The following is a 15950-nucleotide window of genomic DNA, read 5'->3' on the forward strand; positions in this document are numbered from 1 at the left end:
CATGTTTCTACTTTTAGGCAGCTCCTTTTCACTTACTTTTACAATACTCCGCTATATCATTGGCTGCCTGCATTCCTGTGCTTAAAGATCCTTCTATCCAGCCATGTGTTAATGAAATATGCTCTCCTGCAAAATAGACCTTATTGTCATATTCTGGCTTAGCCATTGCATATGAAAAAAGTCTTTGCTGCTCTGGCATAAAATAACAAAATCCACCATAGAAACCTTTTTCTCTATTCCAATCAACTGTTTTAAAATCCTCTACTACTGAATCCAAGTATCCTCTTGGTAAGCCATGTACAGCTTCAACTTGCCTCTTTATTTCCTCAAAACGAGCTTTTTCACCTAAATTTCCAACTCGTATAGCATCTTGAGTCAAATTATAAGATGCTAACAAAACTCCAGGTTCATTACTAAAATCATATTTTCTTCCAGTTGAAACTTTCTGCTCATATCCATTATTATTATTTCTAGGATACCATATAGTTTCAATAGGCAAATCCGTGTTAGATCCTCCTCCAATTATTCTTTCTCTTTCATCACCTTTTTCCCAAAACCGTTCGTTACATAAGAATATAGTCTTTTGTGATGATGTATAAAAAACTTCCTTTATTGCTTGCATTTTTCCTGTACTAAACATAGGATATATTTCTACGTTTCTAAGACTTGAAAATGGAATTGCACAAATAACAAAATCAAAAGTTTCACTTAATATTTCTGAAGATTTTTCATCTTTAAATTCCAGAATAACTTGATTAGGATTTTTCTTATAAATACCAAGTACTGTTTTTCCATTCTTCCAATTCACTGTTCCCAAATCATTTTCCTGGATACTACTGTATTCCTTGGGTGATTTAGACATTAATGAATTATAAAAAGAAAGTGGTAAATTAAGCGTTCCCCCAACTATTTCATATCTATAAGCATAATCCACAGTATATTCTTCAATTAGGTTTTCAGAATAACTATTATAATAAAAACCTCCAAGGAAAGGAGCTAATCCTGAAATTAACTCTATAGCACCTTCGCTTAATCCCATTTTTTCTAGGACTTTTCGTATTCTAAAATCGCCTAAATATTGAATAGTTAAAGAATATTCTTTTTTCACCTGTAACAATTCTTTTCTTATAGTTGGATTTATCTTATATAAATTGCTTGCTAATGCATCTGAAATAAGTTTTTGCCATGGTGTATTTCTTTCTCTTGGGGTCAAATTAAATTCCGGATAAATATTTTCCATTACACTTTTTCCTTCCGGATCATTTCTGGTCCGTTTATTTCTTATATAAATAAATGCATTTTTATTATCTTGAATAAATGGCCTGGTCTTCAATTTAAATGTATTTATATAATGCCATGTACTTTCATGATCTACAGGTATGCGCATAGCTCCAAGCTCTCCATAAAGTCTCTTATCTTCATCAAAATAATGTGTATAAATTCTTCCTCCAATACGTTTCTCTTCAGTTTCAAAAATTGTAATATCAAAACCTGCCTTTCTAAGTTCAAAGGCTGATGCAAGTCCTGCAACTCCTCCACCTATTATTCCAACTTTAATTCCTTTACAGCTTCCAGGTTCAACAATTGTTGTAATGTCTTTTGGTGGACTAAGTAATTCTACTATATTGTAGAAATCCTCCATTCGCTTTGCTTTTTGCAAAGTCATTCTTAACATTTCGTATCTCTCTTCATCCGTTGGGTTATCTGGCTGTATAAAATCAGTTTCTGTAGCCAAGTAACTTCAGCTCCTTTGAAACATAAATAGTCATAATTAAATATATTATTAAGTTCATAATAAAAGACCAGCAAAAGCCAGTCTTTTACTATGAACTTAATTCTTTGCATACTTAGCTCTAAATTTTGTATGCTGCTGAATTTGAATTAACTATTTTATTAAGAACTCACTTTCTAAATTTATTATTTTGCAAACACATCTATAACTTTTTCTGTGTCATAATGTCCATAATACCAGCTATTTATATACTTACCATTAAAATTTAAAGAAGCGGCAAGTTTAGTCTCTTCCCCATCCTTTATCTTCCACAAACTAAACGAACCTCCATCATCTCTTACAAATAATATCTCATTATTTAATAAGTATTTAGGCATGAAATCAAAATACCTTCCATTTGTAACTTGTTTTATCTTTTGAGATTCTGTATTTATTTCATAAATATTATGGGGCTGATTTTCCCAATCTTTATAAACTGAAGATGCAGCATTACTATCTAACTTGTTACTTGCTGAATATAATATATTTTTGCCATCACTTGAATAACATGGTGTCATAGATACCTGATCTTCTGGAATAAGCTTAACAAAATTATTAGATTTAATATCTGCTACACCTAAATTTTTGTTTTCAAACATATCTCTATCAACACCTTCATTAATAGCAACAATATCACTATTTAATGGATTTTGTGAAATATTATCCTCATAATGTAATCCATATATTCCTTCACTATTTCCACCATTATTATGTTCGGTAAAATTCATAACCTTATTATTTATAACATCATATACGATAAATTGATTGATATCTGATGCAGCTGATCCAGAATTTGGACCGTTCCATATATAAAGATATTTGTCATCGGTTGATATTTTTGCAACATTTGGAGTTGATCCGAGTGATTCAAGTATCTGAGCATTTGTAGGATGTTCACCAATTTCAGTATTAATTAGCGGTTTGCCTTCTAAAACAACTTTTTCTGATTTATTATTTAAATCATAACTTATTATTCCAAGTGATTTTGAATTTAAGTGTCCTCCTTGTGTATATTCATATCTTTTACTAGCATAAACTTTATTTTTGCTATCACATTTAATATTGTAATATTTATATTCATTACTAATAAGACTTGATGATTTTTTTGCTCCAGTATCATATATTGAAATTCCAGGTTCTTTTGTAGAATATATTAAATTATTTTCACCATCGAAATCATATGATTCTATATCTTTAGCTACCTCTTGAGTTTCTTTTGTATTAATGTTACATATATACAGAGAATCATCTTTGATATATGCAATACTTTCTCCATCTCTTGATATCAAAGGCTCAGCAATTTTATCTCCTTTATCAAGAATAATAGGATTATTTTCTTTTAAGTCGGACATATAAAGTCCATCTTCTGAAACAAATACTGCAAATTCAGTTGACACCAAACTATCCTTTACTTTTGAGCCATTTGAGGCAAGAACCACTGTTGAAGTAAACGCACTAGTAAAAGTAAAAATTATAGCAGAAATAAGAGAAAAGTACACAATTGACTTCTTTGATTTTTTAAAATACATGATTTTTTTTAAACGATTTTCAATTTCTTTTCTACTTTTAAATAAAGCTGTTCCCATAATTAACGATCTCCTTTCAGACTCTTCTATTAATTCTAATATTATTTGTCCATAATATTTCCTTTTTGATTTATCCATATTTTTCACTAAACATTCATCTAAGGATAGCTCACACTCAATATTGACACTGCTTCTAAGCATATATGTTAAAGGATTAAACCAATTTAACATATTTACAATAAGTGCAATGATCTTTATCCATAAATCCTTACGCTTATAATGAATTAATTCGTGCATTAAAACTATTTCAACCTTCTCCTCATTATTGTCCATTTTAGGGAGAGTAATCACTGGATTAATTATTCCTGTAATCATTGGGCTCTTTATATAATCACATTCCTTTATTATTATTTTTTTATTTACTTTTAATTCTGCCTTGCATTTACTCAATACATCGCTCATCTTTTCCTTTGTAATATCGGTACTTAAATTTTTCAGCTTTTTATAAAAAGATCTATAAATAAAAATCTCCTTCATTAAACATACACATACGCCTATCAGCCATATATAAAACATTATATTTTTACGAAGTATTTCATAAATTCCTTTTGATTTTTCTTTTATACTACTTTGACTTGTAATTTCTAACTTATTATTTTCCTGAAGGCCTGCACCATTATTTCCCTCATCAATATCCTTCCTGTCTATCTCTGTCATATTTAATTCTCTGCTCCGATTATTAAAGGCTTCTATCTGTACTATTGGTAACTTGTAATCCAATTCTTTAGGTAACTTAACAAAGCTTCCCATAGGAACAATAAAACTAAAAAGTACGATAACTAAAATATAATAATTCCAACTAGAACTAAATACTTTTTTGGTAAGCGGCCTAAATAATAAAATAATCAAAAATAAAATACTGCCGCTTAATGACATCTTTAAGATAAAAGCTATGTTATCCATATTTATACCTCATCAATCCACTTCTTTAAATCTGAAATATCCTTCTCACTAATATCTTTATTATTATATAATGTCGCCATAAAATTTTTGATTGATCCATTATACATATCCTCTAAAAACATATTAGTTTGAACTGCTTTATATTTCTCTTCTGTAACTTTAGGAATATAATGATTTAACTTCCCTATTTTTTTAACTTTTAAAATTCCTTTTTCAACAAGCCTGCTTAAAAGCGTCATTACCGTAGTTGTCTTCCATGAATTTTCCTTTGGCAATTCTTCTAAAATAGTTGCTGTAGCAACAGGCTCCTCTTTTTTCCAAATAATCTTCATAATCTCCATTTCTGATTCAGAAATCTTCATCAATTTCACAGCTTAACCTCTTTTCTATTCATATTGTTTAATTCTACACCTTGTAGAATTAATTCTACGCTCTGTAGAATTAGATGTCAATATTTTAATTCTTCTTATGATATAAAAATTTTTGCACAAAAAAACACTAATCTTTATATGACTAGTGTTTCATTTATTTGCTCTAATATTTTAAATTTTCAACAACCTCAGAAGCATCAAATGATTTCTTAAGCAATCCTTTCTTCGCAAGCCAATCGATATTATCCTGCCATACCTTTGGATCTTGTGATAGAAACTCAGCATCTTTAGTTTCCATGACTGGAATTAAAGTGCTAAAACTCTTCTTCTCAACATTTTCACTAAGTGGGAAGTTTTCTGCATTTTGATTCTTCATTAATATATTTAATGCTTCATCTGGATTAGCTTTCATATCTTCAAAACCTTTTTTAGAAGCTCTTAAGAATCTTGCTATTTTATCTGAATTCTTATTTAGATTATCTTCTCCTGCAACAAAAACAAGTTCATAGTAATTAGGAACTCCATAATCAGTTGGGGAGAAATAGTTAAGATCATATCCTTGTTCTTCTAGCGCTGGAACCTCATGATTTATAAAGCAGCCTATTGTTGCATCCACATTTCCTGTTGTCATAGAACTCATTAGATCAAAACCTACATCAACAGTTTGTGCTGAATCCTTTTTTTCTCCTACATTTTCAAGCATTGTTGAAATAATAGATTCAGAAAGTGCTGTTCCACCATACCCTACTTTTTTTCCTACAAGATCTTTGGGACTCTTTATATTCTTATCTTTTAATGAAAGTACTATGCTTAATGGTGACTGAACAATTGCCCCTACAGATTTTACAGGAATGTTTTCATTTCCTCTTGCCATTGCCACATCTTGAAGATAATATATCCCTAAATCAGCCTTTCCTGCTGCAGTAAGTGATATAGCATCGTTGGTATTTGAAGGGAACTCTATATTTACCTTTAATCCTTCTTGTTCATAATACCCCTTCTCAATAGCTTCATAAATAAATCCATGAACCGCATTTGGATACCAATCCAAAACAACGTTTACCTCTTCAAGGTCTTTACCTTTACTTCCTTCTGATTGATTTGCTGCTTTATTACAGCCTACCATTGCAAAAATCATTAAACATGACATTGCAAATGCTAAAATTCTTTTGTTCATTAATTAAATCTCCTTCCTCCATTTGATTACCTTTTTCTCTATTATATTTACAATCGCAACTATAATAATTGCAATAAGTGATAGCAATACAATTGGTGCAAACACTCCTGCACCGTCTAACTGAGTCATCATTCTTTTACTAAAATACCCAAGTCCACTTTGTGCTCCAAGCCATTCGGCTATTGCTGCACCTATTATACTAAGTGGCACCGCCATTTTAATTGCTGAAAAGAAATATGGAAGTGCAGTTGGAATTTTAAGTTTTATAAAAATGTCTTTTCTGCTTGCACCATAAGTTATTAAAAGTTCTTCCATTTCTCTTTTTGTGGCTTTAAACCCATCATGAACAGCTATTGCTATTGGGAAAAAGGTTATTAGTATTGTCACCAAGACCTTGCTCCATATACTATACCCAAACCAGAGTACGAAAAGGGGTGCAATAGCTGTAGTTGGTATAGTTTGAGATGCTATTACAACTGGATATAAAGCATTCTCTACTTTTTCACTCATGTCCATAAATATAGCAAGTGCTAATCCTAAAATAATTGAAATGAAAAGTCCTAATATTGTCACTCCCATAGTTGCTGGCAGATGTACTAAAAATAAAGGTTCCTTAAGTTCCCATAACTTCACTAAAATTTGCGTTGGTGATGGTAATATGTAATGAGCATTTATTATCATTGCTATAACTTGCCAAAGCACTAAAAGTATTGTTGTTAATATAATTGCAGGCAAATTTTTTTTCATAATTTCACCTTCTGTCTAAGTCTGCTTATAAGGCTTTCTTTTAAATTAACTATTTCACTCCTCTGAAGCATACTTCTATTCCGTGGATATTCCAGAGGAATTTCTATTTTCTCTAGCTGAGTTATAGGTTTATCATTCACTACAAATATTGACTTTGATAAAAAAATTGCTTCCTCAACATCGTGAGTTATAAACACTATTGTTTTATTAAGTCGTTCCCATTCCTCTAAAAGCCATTCCTGCATTGAAATTTTAGTTAAAGAATCCAATGCACTAAAAGGTTCATCTAAAAGTAATAAATTAGAACCAGTTAATATTGTTCTCGCAAATGATATTCTTTGCCTCATCCCACCTGATAGATCTTTTGGAAATTTGTCTTTATATTCTAAAAGTCCAATCTCCTCAAGAATTTCAATCACCTTTTTCTCTCTATCTCTTTTATTAATTTTTTGTAATTCCATTGGCAGACTAAGATTTTCACTTATTGTTCTCCATGGGAAAAGCAAGTCTTTTTGAGGCATATAAGCACTATAATTCTTTATATTTTTTATTGAAATCCCATTTATTAAAATTTCTCCACTTTCAAATTTCTCTAACCCATTTATCAATCTGAAAATAGTACTTTTACCACTACCGCTGGTACCTATAATCGAAATAAACTCTCCATTTTCTAAAGAAAATGATAGATCTTCTATAATCCTATAGTCATCATCTGGATATTTGAAGGTAACGTCTCTAAATTCAAGCATATTATCAACTCCTTGTTTAATTTACAAGACATTTTAAAAATATTTTTCTAAACAAAAAAGCTTTCTCCAACAAAAGAAGAAAGCTTATTCTTTACGCATAATAATAGCATAATTAAACTCACTTCCCTGCGTTGGTTCTAACCAAATCAGGTTCAAAGGGTTGAGCATATAATATACTCTCTCAGCATTTAGCCACATGAATAAAAATAATAGGCAATTTATATCGATCTATTGTTTTTACTCGTGCCTAAAGGCACCCCTAGTAATATTTTCACTTATGAAAAGTATATAATAATATTTTCCTATTGTAAATGTATTTTTAATATCCCTCTTAAATAAAAAAAGTTATACTTCTTTAGCTACTAAACTGAAGCATAACTTTTCTTTATGAAACAATAAATTACTACATTAGCCATTTTTAATTTCTAGAAAATCAGATATCCTTAATTTGCATAGAATTTTTTCTTACCTACTACCTACCATTCATATAATGAACATGTAATAGCTCTTTTGATCGTTCTCTTAATAGCCCTTTATATAAAGATTTAACTATAGGATTTTCTTCACTTCTCTTAATTTGAGCCACCTTATCTACTTTATATAATCCTCTTGCTCTTTGAATCTTATCTTCACCTAGAATGAATGGTTGTCCTGCTCCGCATATGCATCCACCTGGGCATGCCATAACTTCTATAAAATCAAACTTCTCTTCTCCGCTTCCTACTTTTTCAATCAAAGTTTCTACATTATTAAGTCCACTTGCAATTCCGATACGTAGATTCTTATCCCCTACAGAAAGTTCACAGACTTTTATTCCTTCCATACCGCGGACTCCTATAAATTCTATTTCGTTTAAAGCGCTAGAAGTTTTATCACTAACAACATTACGAATAACTGCCTCTGTTACTCCGCCAGTAACACCGAATATCGCACCAGCACCTGAATATAGAGAAAATGGTGCATCCAGAGATTCTGCTTCCATTTCATCAAACTTAATACCAATTTCTTTAATCATGGCACTTAATTCTGTTGTAGTTATTACATAATCCACATCTTGAATTCCATTTCTTATGAATTCATCTCTGGATGCTTCTGCTTTCTTAGCGGTACAAGGCATGACTGCTACAGATATAGTTTCTTTACCTTCCTCTACATCTTTCTCCTTAAAGTATTCCTTAATAACAGAACCAAACATCTGCATCGGAGATTTACAGCTGGATACGTATGGTAATAACTCTGGATGCTTTGTTTCCACATATCTAACCCACGCTGGGCAGCAAGAAGTAAATAAAGGAAGTTTATTATCACCTATTTCTAACTTTTCTAAAAATTCCTTAGATTCTTCAATAACAGTAAGATCTGCACTTAAAGAAGTGTCATAAATATCATCAAAGCCTACCCTTCTCATAGCTGCAACGATTTTTCCCATTACATTTTTGCCAAATTTCATTCCAAATTCTTCACCTAAGGCTACTCTTACTGCTGGTGCAACCTGTGCGACTACTCTCTGTTTAGGATTAAATATAGCTTTCCAAACATTCTTAACATCACTCTTAATAATAATTGCACCTGTAGGACACACAGTGGCACATTGTCCACAGTTTACACAATTTGTTTCACTTAATTTCTTTCCGAAGGCTGGACTTACAACCATATCAGAACCTCTATGTGCAAAATCAATTGCACCTACATTTTGTATTTCATTGCACATTCTAACGCAATCACCGCATAAGATGCACTTGCCTGGATCACGGACAATTGCTTTTGACGACATATCAATTTCTGCTTTTACCTCACTACTCTTGAAACGAATGTTTGTAATACCAAAACGTAATGCCAATTTTTGAAGTTTACATTTACCATTCTTCTCACATACAGTACAATCTCTACAGTGAGCAGCAAGCAATAATTCCAAAATCATCTTTCTATGCTTATGAAGCTTAGGTGTGTTAGTCTTAATTATCATCTTGTCCTTTGGGGGAGTTGAGCAAGATGCTATAATGCTGCCTCTTTCATCTTCAACAACACACATTCTGCAAGCCCCATAAATTGATAAATCCGAATAGTAACAAAGTGTTGGTAGATCAATACCAGCTTTCTTGACTAAATCTAAAATATTTTTTTCATTATCAAACTCTACCCTTTCACCATCAATTATCATATATTTTGACATAGTTATTATCATCCTTTCCGTTATTATATATTTCTCTTTAATGCAAAAGCGTGAAGGAAATTAATATAAGAAGATATGCTTAAACTATTTTAATTGCTTTAAAAGCACACCCTTCTATACAACTGCCGCACTTAATACATTTTGTTTTATCAATGGTATAAGGGCTCTTTATCTCTCCAGAAATAGCTTGTACTGGGCACATCCTAGCACATTTTGAACATCCTCTACATTTCTCTTTGTCAATTTCATAGGACATTAATGCTTTACACACTCCGCCAGGGCATTTCTTATCTACAACGTGAGCAATATATTCATCCCTAAAGTACTTTAAAGTACTCCTGACAGGGAATGCTGCGCTCTTTCCAAGTCCACAAAGTGCAGTATCAGAAATTGTCTCGCATAATTCCTCTAGCATATCAATGTGTTCTAATGTTCCTCTGCCTTCTACTATTTCATTGAGTAATTCCAACATTCTCTTTGTACCCTCTCTACATGGTATACATTTACCACAAGATTCATTTTGAGTAAATTTCATAAAGAAACGCGCCATCTCTACCATGCAATTCTTATCGTTCATAACAACTAAGCCGCCGCTGCCAATCATAGCACCAACTTTCTTTAAAGAATCAAAATCTAAAGGTAAGTCAAGATGCTGTGCATGAAGGCAAAGACATCCGCCAGATGGGCCACCAATTTGTACTGCCTTGAATTCTCCATCCTTAACTCCTCCTCCAATATCAAAGATTACCTTTCTTAAAGTCGTTCCCATTGGTACTTCTATAAGACCTGTATTATTAACATTTCCAGTAAGGGCAAAAGCTTTAGTTCCATAGTTATTTTCGGTACCCATAGTCTTATACCACTCAGCACCTTTATTAATTATCTGTGGAACATTACAAAAGGTTTCAACATTGTTAAGTACTGTTGGCTTTCCAAACAGACCTTGTTCTACAGTTCTTGGTGGTTTTACCCTTGGCATACCACGACTTCCTTCAATTGAAGCAGTTAACGCACTACCCTCACCACATACAAATGCTCCTGCTCCTTGATTTATATGCAAATCAAAATCAAATCCGGAATTTAAAATATTTTCACCTAAAAGCCCTTTTTCAATAGCTTGATTTATAGCTATTCGTAACCTCTTAACTGCAAGTGGATATTCTGCACGAACATAAATGTATCCATGATGTGCCTTAGTCGCAATACCTGCTATTATCATTCCTTCAATCACACCATGTGGATTACCTTCCATCATGCTTCTATCCATAAATGCGCCTGGGTCACCTTCATCACCATTACACACTATATACTTTTCACTCTCAGTCTGCTTTAATACCTGTTCCCACTTCTTGCCTGTAGGAAATCCTCCTCCACCTCTTCCTCTGAGATAAGATTCTGATATTTCCTTCACTATTTCCTCGGAAGTCATGTCAAAAAGAGCTTTAGCCGTAGCATTATATCCACCAACGGCTAAATATTCTTCAATTGACTCTGCATTAATATGCCCACAATTTTCCAAAGCTACACGAGTCTGCTTTTCATAAAATGGAATTTCTTCCTGTTTACTATAACATTTATTACCTTCTTTATAGGTTAACCTCTCTACTACTTCATCTGAAATAATACTTTTTTCAATAATTTCTTCACAATCGTCTATTTTTACCTTTATATATAGCCATCCCATTGGTTCAATTCTTAGTAATGGTCCCATTTCACAAAATCCATGACATCCGCTTTTCTTTAACCCTATCATGTCACCATGTGGTTCTTCTTGTAACTCCAAAGTAACCTTGAGACCCTTTTCTTCTATTATTTCATGCAATCTTTTGTAAATATCTAATGAACCACCTGCCACACACCCAGTTCCTGCACATACTAATATCTGTTTATACTGGCTGTCTAATGATAATTTAAACTTTGATGTTACAGCATTTAATTCTTCTCTTGTTTTAATTTTCATTAGCTATCTCCTCCTTTAATTGCTTGATTATATCCTTTGCCTTCTCTGGTGTCATTGATGGATATACTACGTCATTCACTGTGCAAACTGGAGCTAGTCCGCATGCTCCAAGACAAGATACAGTTTCTACTGTGAAATTCATATCGTCTGTTGTAACCTTACTTTCAGAAAGCCCTAATTCACTTCTAAATTCATTTAATATTGGTACTGACTTTCTCACATGACATGCTGTTCCATTGCAAATTTTTACTACATATTTTCCCTTTGGTTCTAACGAAAAGTTTTCATAAAAAGTTGCTACACTATATACTTTAGCTTCGCTAATTTTAAGCTTTTCTGCAACATAGCATAGCACCTCCTCTGGAAGATATCGATATTCTTTTTGAACTTCCTGCATAATAGTAATAATTGATGCTTTGTTAAAATCATTAGAAATTAAAATATCATCCAACTTTTTCTTTTCATCTTGATTTAGCATTATTTTTCACCTTCCTATACTGAAAAATTAGGCATATACCCCTTTTTATATCAAGACTCTAACAAGTCATGATTTTCATCAAAGTTCTCATCTATCTATATTATCTAAAACGTTATTCCTTTTGTATTTTCATATGCTTGTCCTTTAATTCCAATAAGGTTTTATTAATTAAACCACATTTATTTAATATTCTACATGAAATCATTTTCTCCTTTACTTTTTAACATTTATTACATAAAAATCCAAAAGATATTACACCTATTTTATGAAAATGTAGCTTCCTTAAGCTTCTGTGTTATCATTTTATTTTGTCCATTCAGTTGCAGTCAAAGAAATAACAAGTCCATCTACCAATATGCTTTACTTCATGTGCCTTAAAAATATTGCAAATAAAGCAAAAACCACCACATATGCAAATTCTAATATTAGTGGTTCTTTTTTTTTCATTCTAACTTTATTACAATGTATATATTGTAAAATTTATTATCACTAATGTATTTTAGATACATGAAATTAATTAAATAGAAATTTAAGCAAATAATTGAGAGGTTAGATAAATGGAAAAAATACTTAGACCTGTGTATGCAGAAATAAATTTAGATGCAATTGCTCATAATATGAAAAATATAAAGAATTTAGTTAAAAATAAAGATGTAATTGCAGTTGTTAAAGCTGACTGTTATGGACATGGATGTTTAGATGTGGTTCCAACCTTACTCGAGAATGGAGCCTCTAGACTCGCTGTTGCCGTATTAACTGAGGGAATTGAACTTAGAAATCATAATATTAAAGCTCCTATTATGATACTTGGTTATACTCCATTATATTTAGGTGAAGAATTAATAAAATATGATTTAGAACAGACAGTTTATGATTTAGATTATGCAAAGGAATTATCTAAAAAAGCTTTGAATCTTAATAAAAAAGCTAAAATTCATATTGCTTTAGACACTGGTATGGGACGAATTGGATTTCTTCCAACTGAAAAAGCAATAGCTGCAGTTGTGGAAATATGCTCTCTCAAAGGTTTAGATGTTATTGGAATATTCACGCATTTCTCCACTTCTGATGAAGAAAATAAAGACTATACACATGAGCAATTTAATAAATTCATAAATTTTAATGACAGGCTTGCAGAAGCTGGAATAGATATTCCTTTAAAACATGTCTCAAATAGCGGTGCAATAATGGATATGCCTGAAACTTACTTAGATGCAGTAAGGGCCGGAATTATCCTTTATGGCTATTATCCCTCTAATGAAGTAAAAAAAGAAAATCTTTCTTTAAAGCCAGCTTTAACACTAAAAGCAACAATAACTCGTGTTCAAGAAATGGATGAAGGAATGTATGTAAGCTATGGAAATACCTTCAAAACTGAAAGAAAAAGTCTAATAGCAACATTGCCTATAGGATATGCGGATGGATATTCTAGATTATTAGCTAAAAAAGCCAAAGTTATTATCAATGGAAAATTTGCACCTATTGTCGGCAGAATCTGCATGGACCAATGTATGATAGATGTTACTGATATTGGAGGAAATGTGAAAGTTGGAGATGAAGTGATAATTCTTGGTGAGCAAGAAAATTTAAAATTCAACGCGGACGATTTTGCAGAAATTATGGGAACAATTAATTACGAGATACTTTGTATGCTTAAATACAGAATACCTAGAGTTTACATAAAAGATGGTAAAATATTCAACGTGCGAAATTATCTCTAGAGCACATCTAAAATTATATATAAACAACTTTTGTTTTAAACTTGTGTGGTAACTTACCGAAATCACATACATTTTTATTCCACAGGACTTATGAAATTTTCGCTGGAAAGTTCTAAATGGGAGCTCGCATCCATTTCCGCATGTTCCCGAAACAAGTTCGTGACAAGCAATAAATGGAACGAGCTCCCATTAATAACTTTCAGCAGCTCAATTTCAAATGCCTGCTTCACAAAAATGTATATGATTTCTAGTATAGATACACACAAAAGTTCAACTTAAATGGATGATTATTCTCTATATAAGTTCTATCAAACATATATGCATTTTTATTTTATAAGTCTCATTATTAATTTATTTATCAGTAAAAGAACTGTTATATTCTCCTTATAAATATTCAGATGTATTAATCTCTGAATATTTTGCTTCAGATGGAGAAATTAAAGGACTACATGCATATATGTCAAAATTCCTCTACGACTCAACCTACAATATTTTAAGATTCACCTGATTTTTTTAAAGTTATAAGTAAACATTTGTACAATAGAAATTCTATTTCCTTTTTTAATCTCACTAGTTCTTCTAAACTTATATTTTTAAGCTCTTCTTTTCTTTGACTGAACTCTTCGTTTAATTCATTAAATAAAGCTAATATTTCCTCTTTATTAATTTCCTTTAACTCATCAAGATACTTTCTTATAGCGTTTTCCACATCATTTGCCCATTTATCTATGGCATTCATTGATATTTCCTCTATCTTTTTCTGCCAAGTCAAAGAATCATATAAGAAGAATATTGAATCTGTAAATACGCTTAATGATTCTGTTATTCCTTTTAAAGATGTCGCTCTTATTGTTTTTAGAATATGATTTAAGTTACTATTTTTATATCCTTGACCTGATTTTTCTAAAGTGTTTGAGAGCTTTTTCAAGTTTTTGCTCCCTATATAACCATTTTCAAGCTCTTCCGAATTACCCTTATACGCTTTTCTAAATATTTCTCCTGTTGCTTTTTCCACGCTGCCACCTGCATGTTTTTCTATAACTCCTTCTACCACTTCACTATAAGATGGCATTTTACTATTAACATTTTCTTTTAACTTGGTAATTTCTGAATTCAGCATAATATCAACTATTCTATCTAAACTAACAACCTCATCTTCAATATAATTATTCAAAATATCAGTCTCTTTATTGGTAAGCCTTGGAACATAATAATTCTGCATAAGTCCAAAGGTTTCTTCTTTCATTGACCATTTGCTTTCATCATATATATACTTACATATTTCTTCTTTAATCTTTATATCTGATTTTCCTATAAGTCTTACAGTTTTTAACTTTATTTTAGCAAAGCCCTCTTCTACTGCATTTAATATATTTTCTTTTTTATCTATAAATTCCTTTATGACTTTAACTCTCTCTTGAGTATCTTCCTTTTCATTCTCTATTTCTGCAATTCTAGAATTAATTTTTATATCACATTCACGCAATATATAATCTTGATAACTTTTCAATGTTTCTGAAAGTTCTTCTAATTTACTAGGTTCATTAATGCTTTCATGAATATAATCCCAAAGTTTATCTGCAACCGGATTTTTATCGCTATTACTTTCAATTAAGAACATTTTAATTTCTTTATGTAGACATTCACTTACACCTTTAGCTATTTCACAAACTCTTTTATTTTCTTCATTAATATCCTGTGGACACATGTTTATAGCTAGAACAACTTCTACATTATTATTTATTATTTCTCCAACATATTTTAAAAATTGAAAATCATCATCTCCAATTCCAGTTCTGTATGAAACTACATATACTATAAAATCACTTTCAGGTATAAATTCCTTTAATATTTCCTCATGTCTTTCAATTAATGATCCATATCCTGGAGTATCAAAAATTCTCATGCCATTATATTTCTCGTTTTTACATGCGCCAATATATCTTAACCTATTTATATTATCATGTGGATTTAAAGTAAGTGTTGAAAATTTATCATTATCTAAAATCTCTATGCTTAAATCATTATTTATAGCTACTAAAGTTTCTTCTGAATTTCCATCAACAACAACTTCTGTAACTATACCTGTTGTTGGTTTAACACTTTCAGCTAGTATCTTTTTATCAAATAATGTATTTATTAAAGCACTTTTTCCAGAGCTTGTCTCTCCTAGCATGACAATATAATGGGATGGATTAATTATTCTATCTTTTACTAACAGATTTTGAACTCTAATACCATCATTTTTAATAATGTCAACAACCTTATCTATTCTCTTTTGCCTATCTATGCAGCTTTTAAAAATGTCCATATA

11 protein-coding genes and 1 riboswitch are annotated in these 15950 nt (G+C 31.3%); of the genes, 1 reads left to right on the forward strand and 10 read right to left on the reverse strand.

All coding sequences use genetic code 11. From position 1 onward, the window contains the following. Positions 1-28: 28 nt before the first annotated feature. The 9 genes from CDLVIII_RS23470 to CDLVIII_RS23510 all read right to left on the reverse strand — a co-directional run bounded on the left by CDLVIII_RS23470 (position 29) and on the right by CDLVIII_RS23510 (position 11915). A complete protein-coding gene (locus CDLVIII_RS23470) occupies positions 29-1735 on the reverse strand; it encodes an NAD(P)/FAD-dependent oxidoreductase (RefSeq protein WP_009171966.1) in 1707 nt (568 codons plus the stop codon). A gap of 182 nt (positions 1736-1917) precedes the next feature. Beyond that, positions 1918-4260 (reverse strand): M56 family metallopeptidase, encoded by a 2343-nt coding sequence (locus CDLVIII_RS23475; RefSeq protein WP_009171967.1) that lies wholly within the window; start codon positions 4258-4260, stop codon positions 1918-1920. Between the two features lie 2 nt (positions 4261-4262). After that, the gene (locus CDLVIII_RS23480) at positions 4263-4622 is read right to left on the reverse strand and encodes a BlaI/MecI/CopY family transcriptional regulator (protein WP_242836034.1); all 360 of its coding nucleotides are present in this window, start codon (positions 4620-4622) and stop codon (positions 4263-4265) included. Positions 4623-4794: 172 nt separating this feature from the next. After that, on the reverse strand, positions 4795-5808 hold the full coding sequence (locus CDLVIII_RS23485) for an ABC transporter substrate-binding protein (protein ID WP_009171969.1): 1014 nt from the start codon (positions 5806-5808) through the stop codon (positions 4795-4797). 3 nt (positions 5809-5811) lie between these two features. Next, positions 5812-6555, reverse strand: a complete 744-nt coding sequence (locus CDLVIII_RS23490; protein ID WP_009171970.1) for an ABC transporter permease — start codon at positions 6553-6555, stop codon at positions 5812-5814. Then, complete coding sequence (locus tag CDLVIII_RS23495; protein WP_009171971.1) at positions 6552-7304, reverse strand: ABC transporter ATP-binding protein; 753 nt, start codon at positions 7302-7304, stop codon at positions 6552-6554. Before CDLVIII_RS23495 ends, CDLVIII_RS23490 begins: the two co-directional genes overlap by 4 nt. 106 nt (positions 7305-7410) lie before the next feature. Then, a riboswitch (TPP riboswitch) is annotated at positions 7411-7575 on the reverse strand. A 201-nt stretch (positions 7576-7776) separates the two neighbouring features. Next, a complete protein-coding gene (locus CDLVIII_RS23500; RefSeq protein ID WP_009171972.1) occupies positions 7777-9477 on the reverse strand; it encodes a [FeFe] hydrogenase, group A in 1701 nt (566 codons plus the stop codon). 79 nt (positions 9478-9556) lie between these two features. After that, positions 9557-11437, reverse strand: coding sequence for an NADH-quinone oxidoreductase subunit NuoF (nuoF, locus tag CDLVIII_RS23505; protein ID WP_009171973.1), 1881 nt, complete (start codon positions 11435-11437; stop codon positions 9557-9559). After that, entirely contained in the window at positions 11427-11915 is a 489-nt protein-coding gene (locus CDLVIII_RS23510) for an NAD(P)H-dependent oxidoreductase subunit E (protein ID WP_009171974.1), read from the reverse strand. Before CDLVIII_RS23510 ends, nuoF begins: the two co-directional genes overlap by 11 nt. 557 nt (positions 11916-12472) lie before the next feature. Between CDLVIII_RS23510 and alr the strand changes: the two genes are divergently transcribed. Continuing rightward, positions 12473-13636: an alanine racemase gene (gene alr / locus CDLVIII_RS23515; protein WP_009171975.1), complete on the forward strand. Its 1164-nt coding sequence runs from the start codon at positions 12473-12475 to the stop codon at positions 13634-13636. A 493-nt stretch (positions 13637-14129) separates the two neighbouring features. Here the strand turns inward: alr and CDLVIII_RS23520 are convergent, their stop codons facing one another. Continuing rightward, complete coding sequence (locus CDLVIII_RS23520) at positions 14130-15947, reverse strand: dynamin family protein (protein WP_009171976.1); 1818 nt, start codon at positions 15945-15947, stop codon at positions 14130-14132. Positions 15948-15950: the final 3 nt, after the last annotated feature.

The sequence above is a fragment of the Clostridium sp. DL-VIII genome (assembly GCF_000230835.1).
GTDB lineage: Bacteria > Bacillota > Clostridia > Clostridiales > Clostridiaceae > Clostridium.

Coding starts and splice junctions, on each gene's coding strand:
- CDLVIII_RS23475 (WP_009171967.1), bottom strand. CDS start 4,260: ATGGATAACATAGCTTTTATCTTAAAGATGTCATTAAGCGGCAGTATT.
- CDLVIII_RS23480 (WP_242836034.1), bottom strand. CDS start 4,622: ATGAAGATTTCTGAATCAGAAATGGAGATTATGAAGATTATTTGGAAA.
- CDLVIII_RS23485 (WP_009171969.1), bottom strand. CDS start 5,808: ATGAACAAAAGAATTTTAGCATTTGCAATGTCATGTTTAATGATTTTT.
- CDLVIII_RS23490 (WP_009171970.1), bottom strand. CDS start 6,555: ATGAAAAAAAATTTGCCTGCAATTATATTAACAACAATACTTTTAGTG.
- CDLVIII_RS23495 (WP_009171971.1), bottom strand. CDS start 7,304: ATGCTTGAATTTAGAGACGTTACCTTCAAATATCCAGATGATGACTAT.
- CDLVIII_RS23500 (WP_009171972.1), bottom strand. CDS start 9,477: ATGTCAAAATATATGATAATTGATGGTGAAAGGGTAGAGTTTGATAAT.
- nuoF (WP_009171973.1), bottom strand. CDS start 11,437: ATGAAAATTAAAACAAGAGAAGAATTAAATGCTGTAACATCAAAGTTT.
- CDLVIII_RS23510 (WP_009171974.1), bottom strand. CDS start 11,915: ATGCTAAATCAAGATGAAAAGAAAAAGTTGGATGATATTTTAATTTCT.
- alr (WP_009171975.1), top strand. CDS start 12,473: ATGGAAAAAATACTTAGACCTGTGTATGCAGAAATAAATTTAGATGCA.
- CDLVIII_RS23520 (WP_009171976.1), bottom strand. CDS start 15,947: ATGGACATTTTTAAAAGCTGCATAGATAGGCAAAAGAGAATAGATAAG.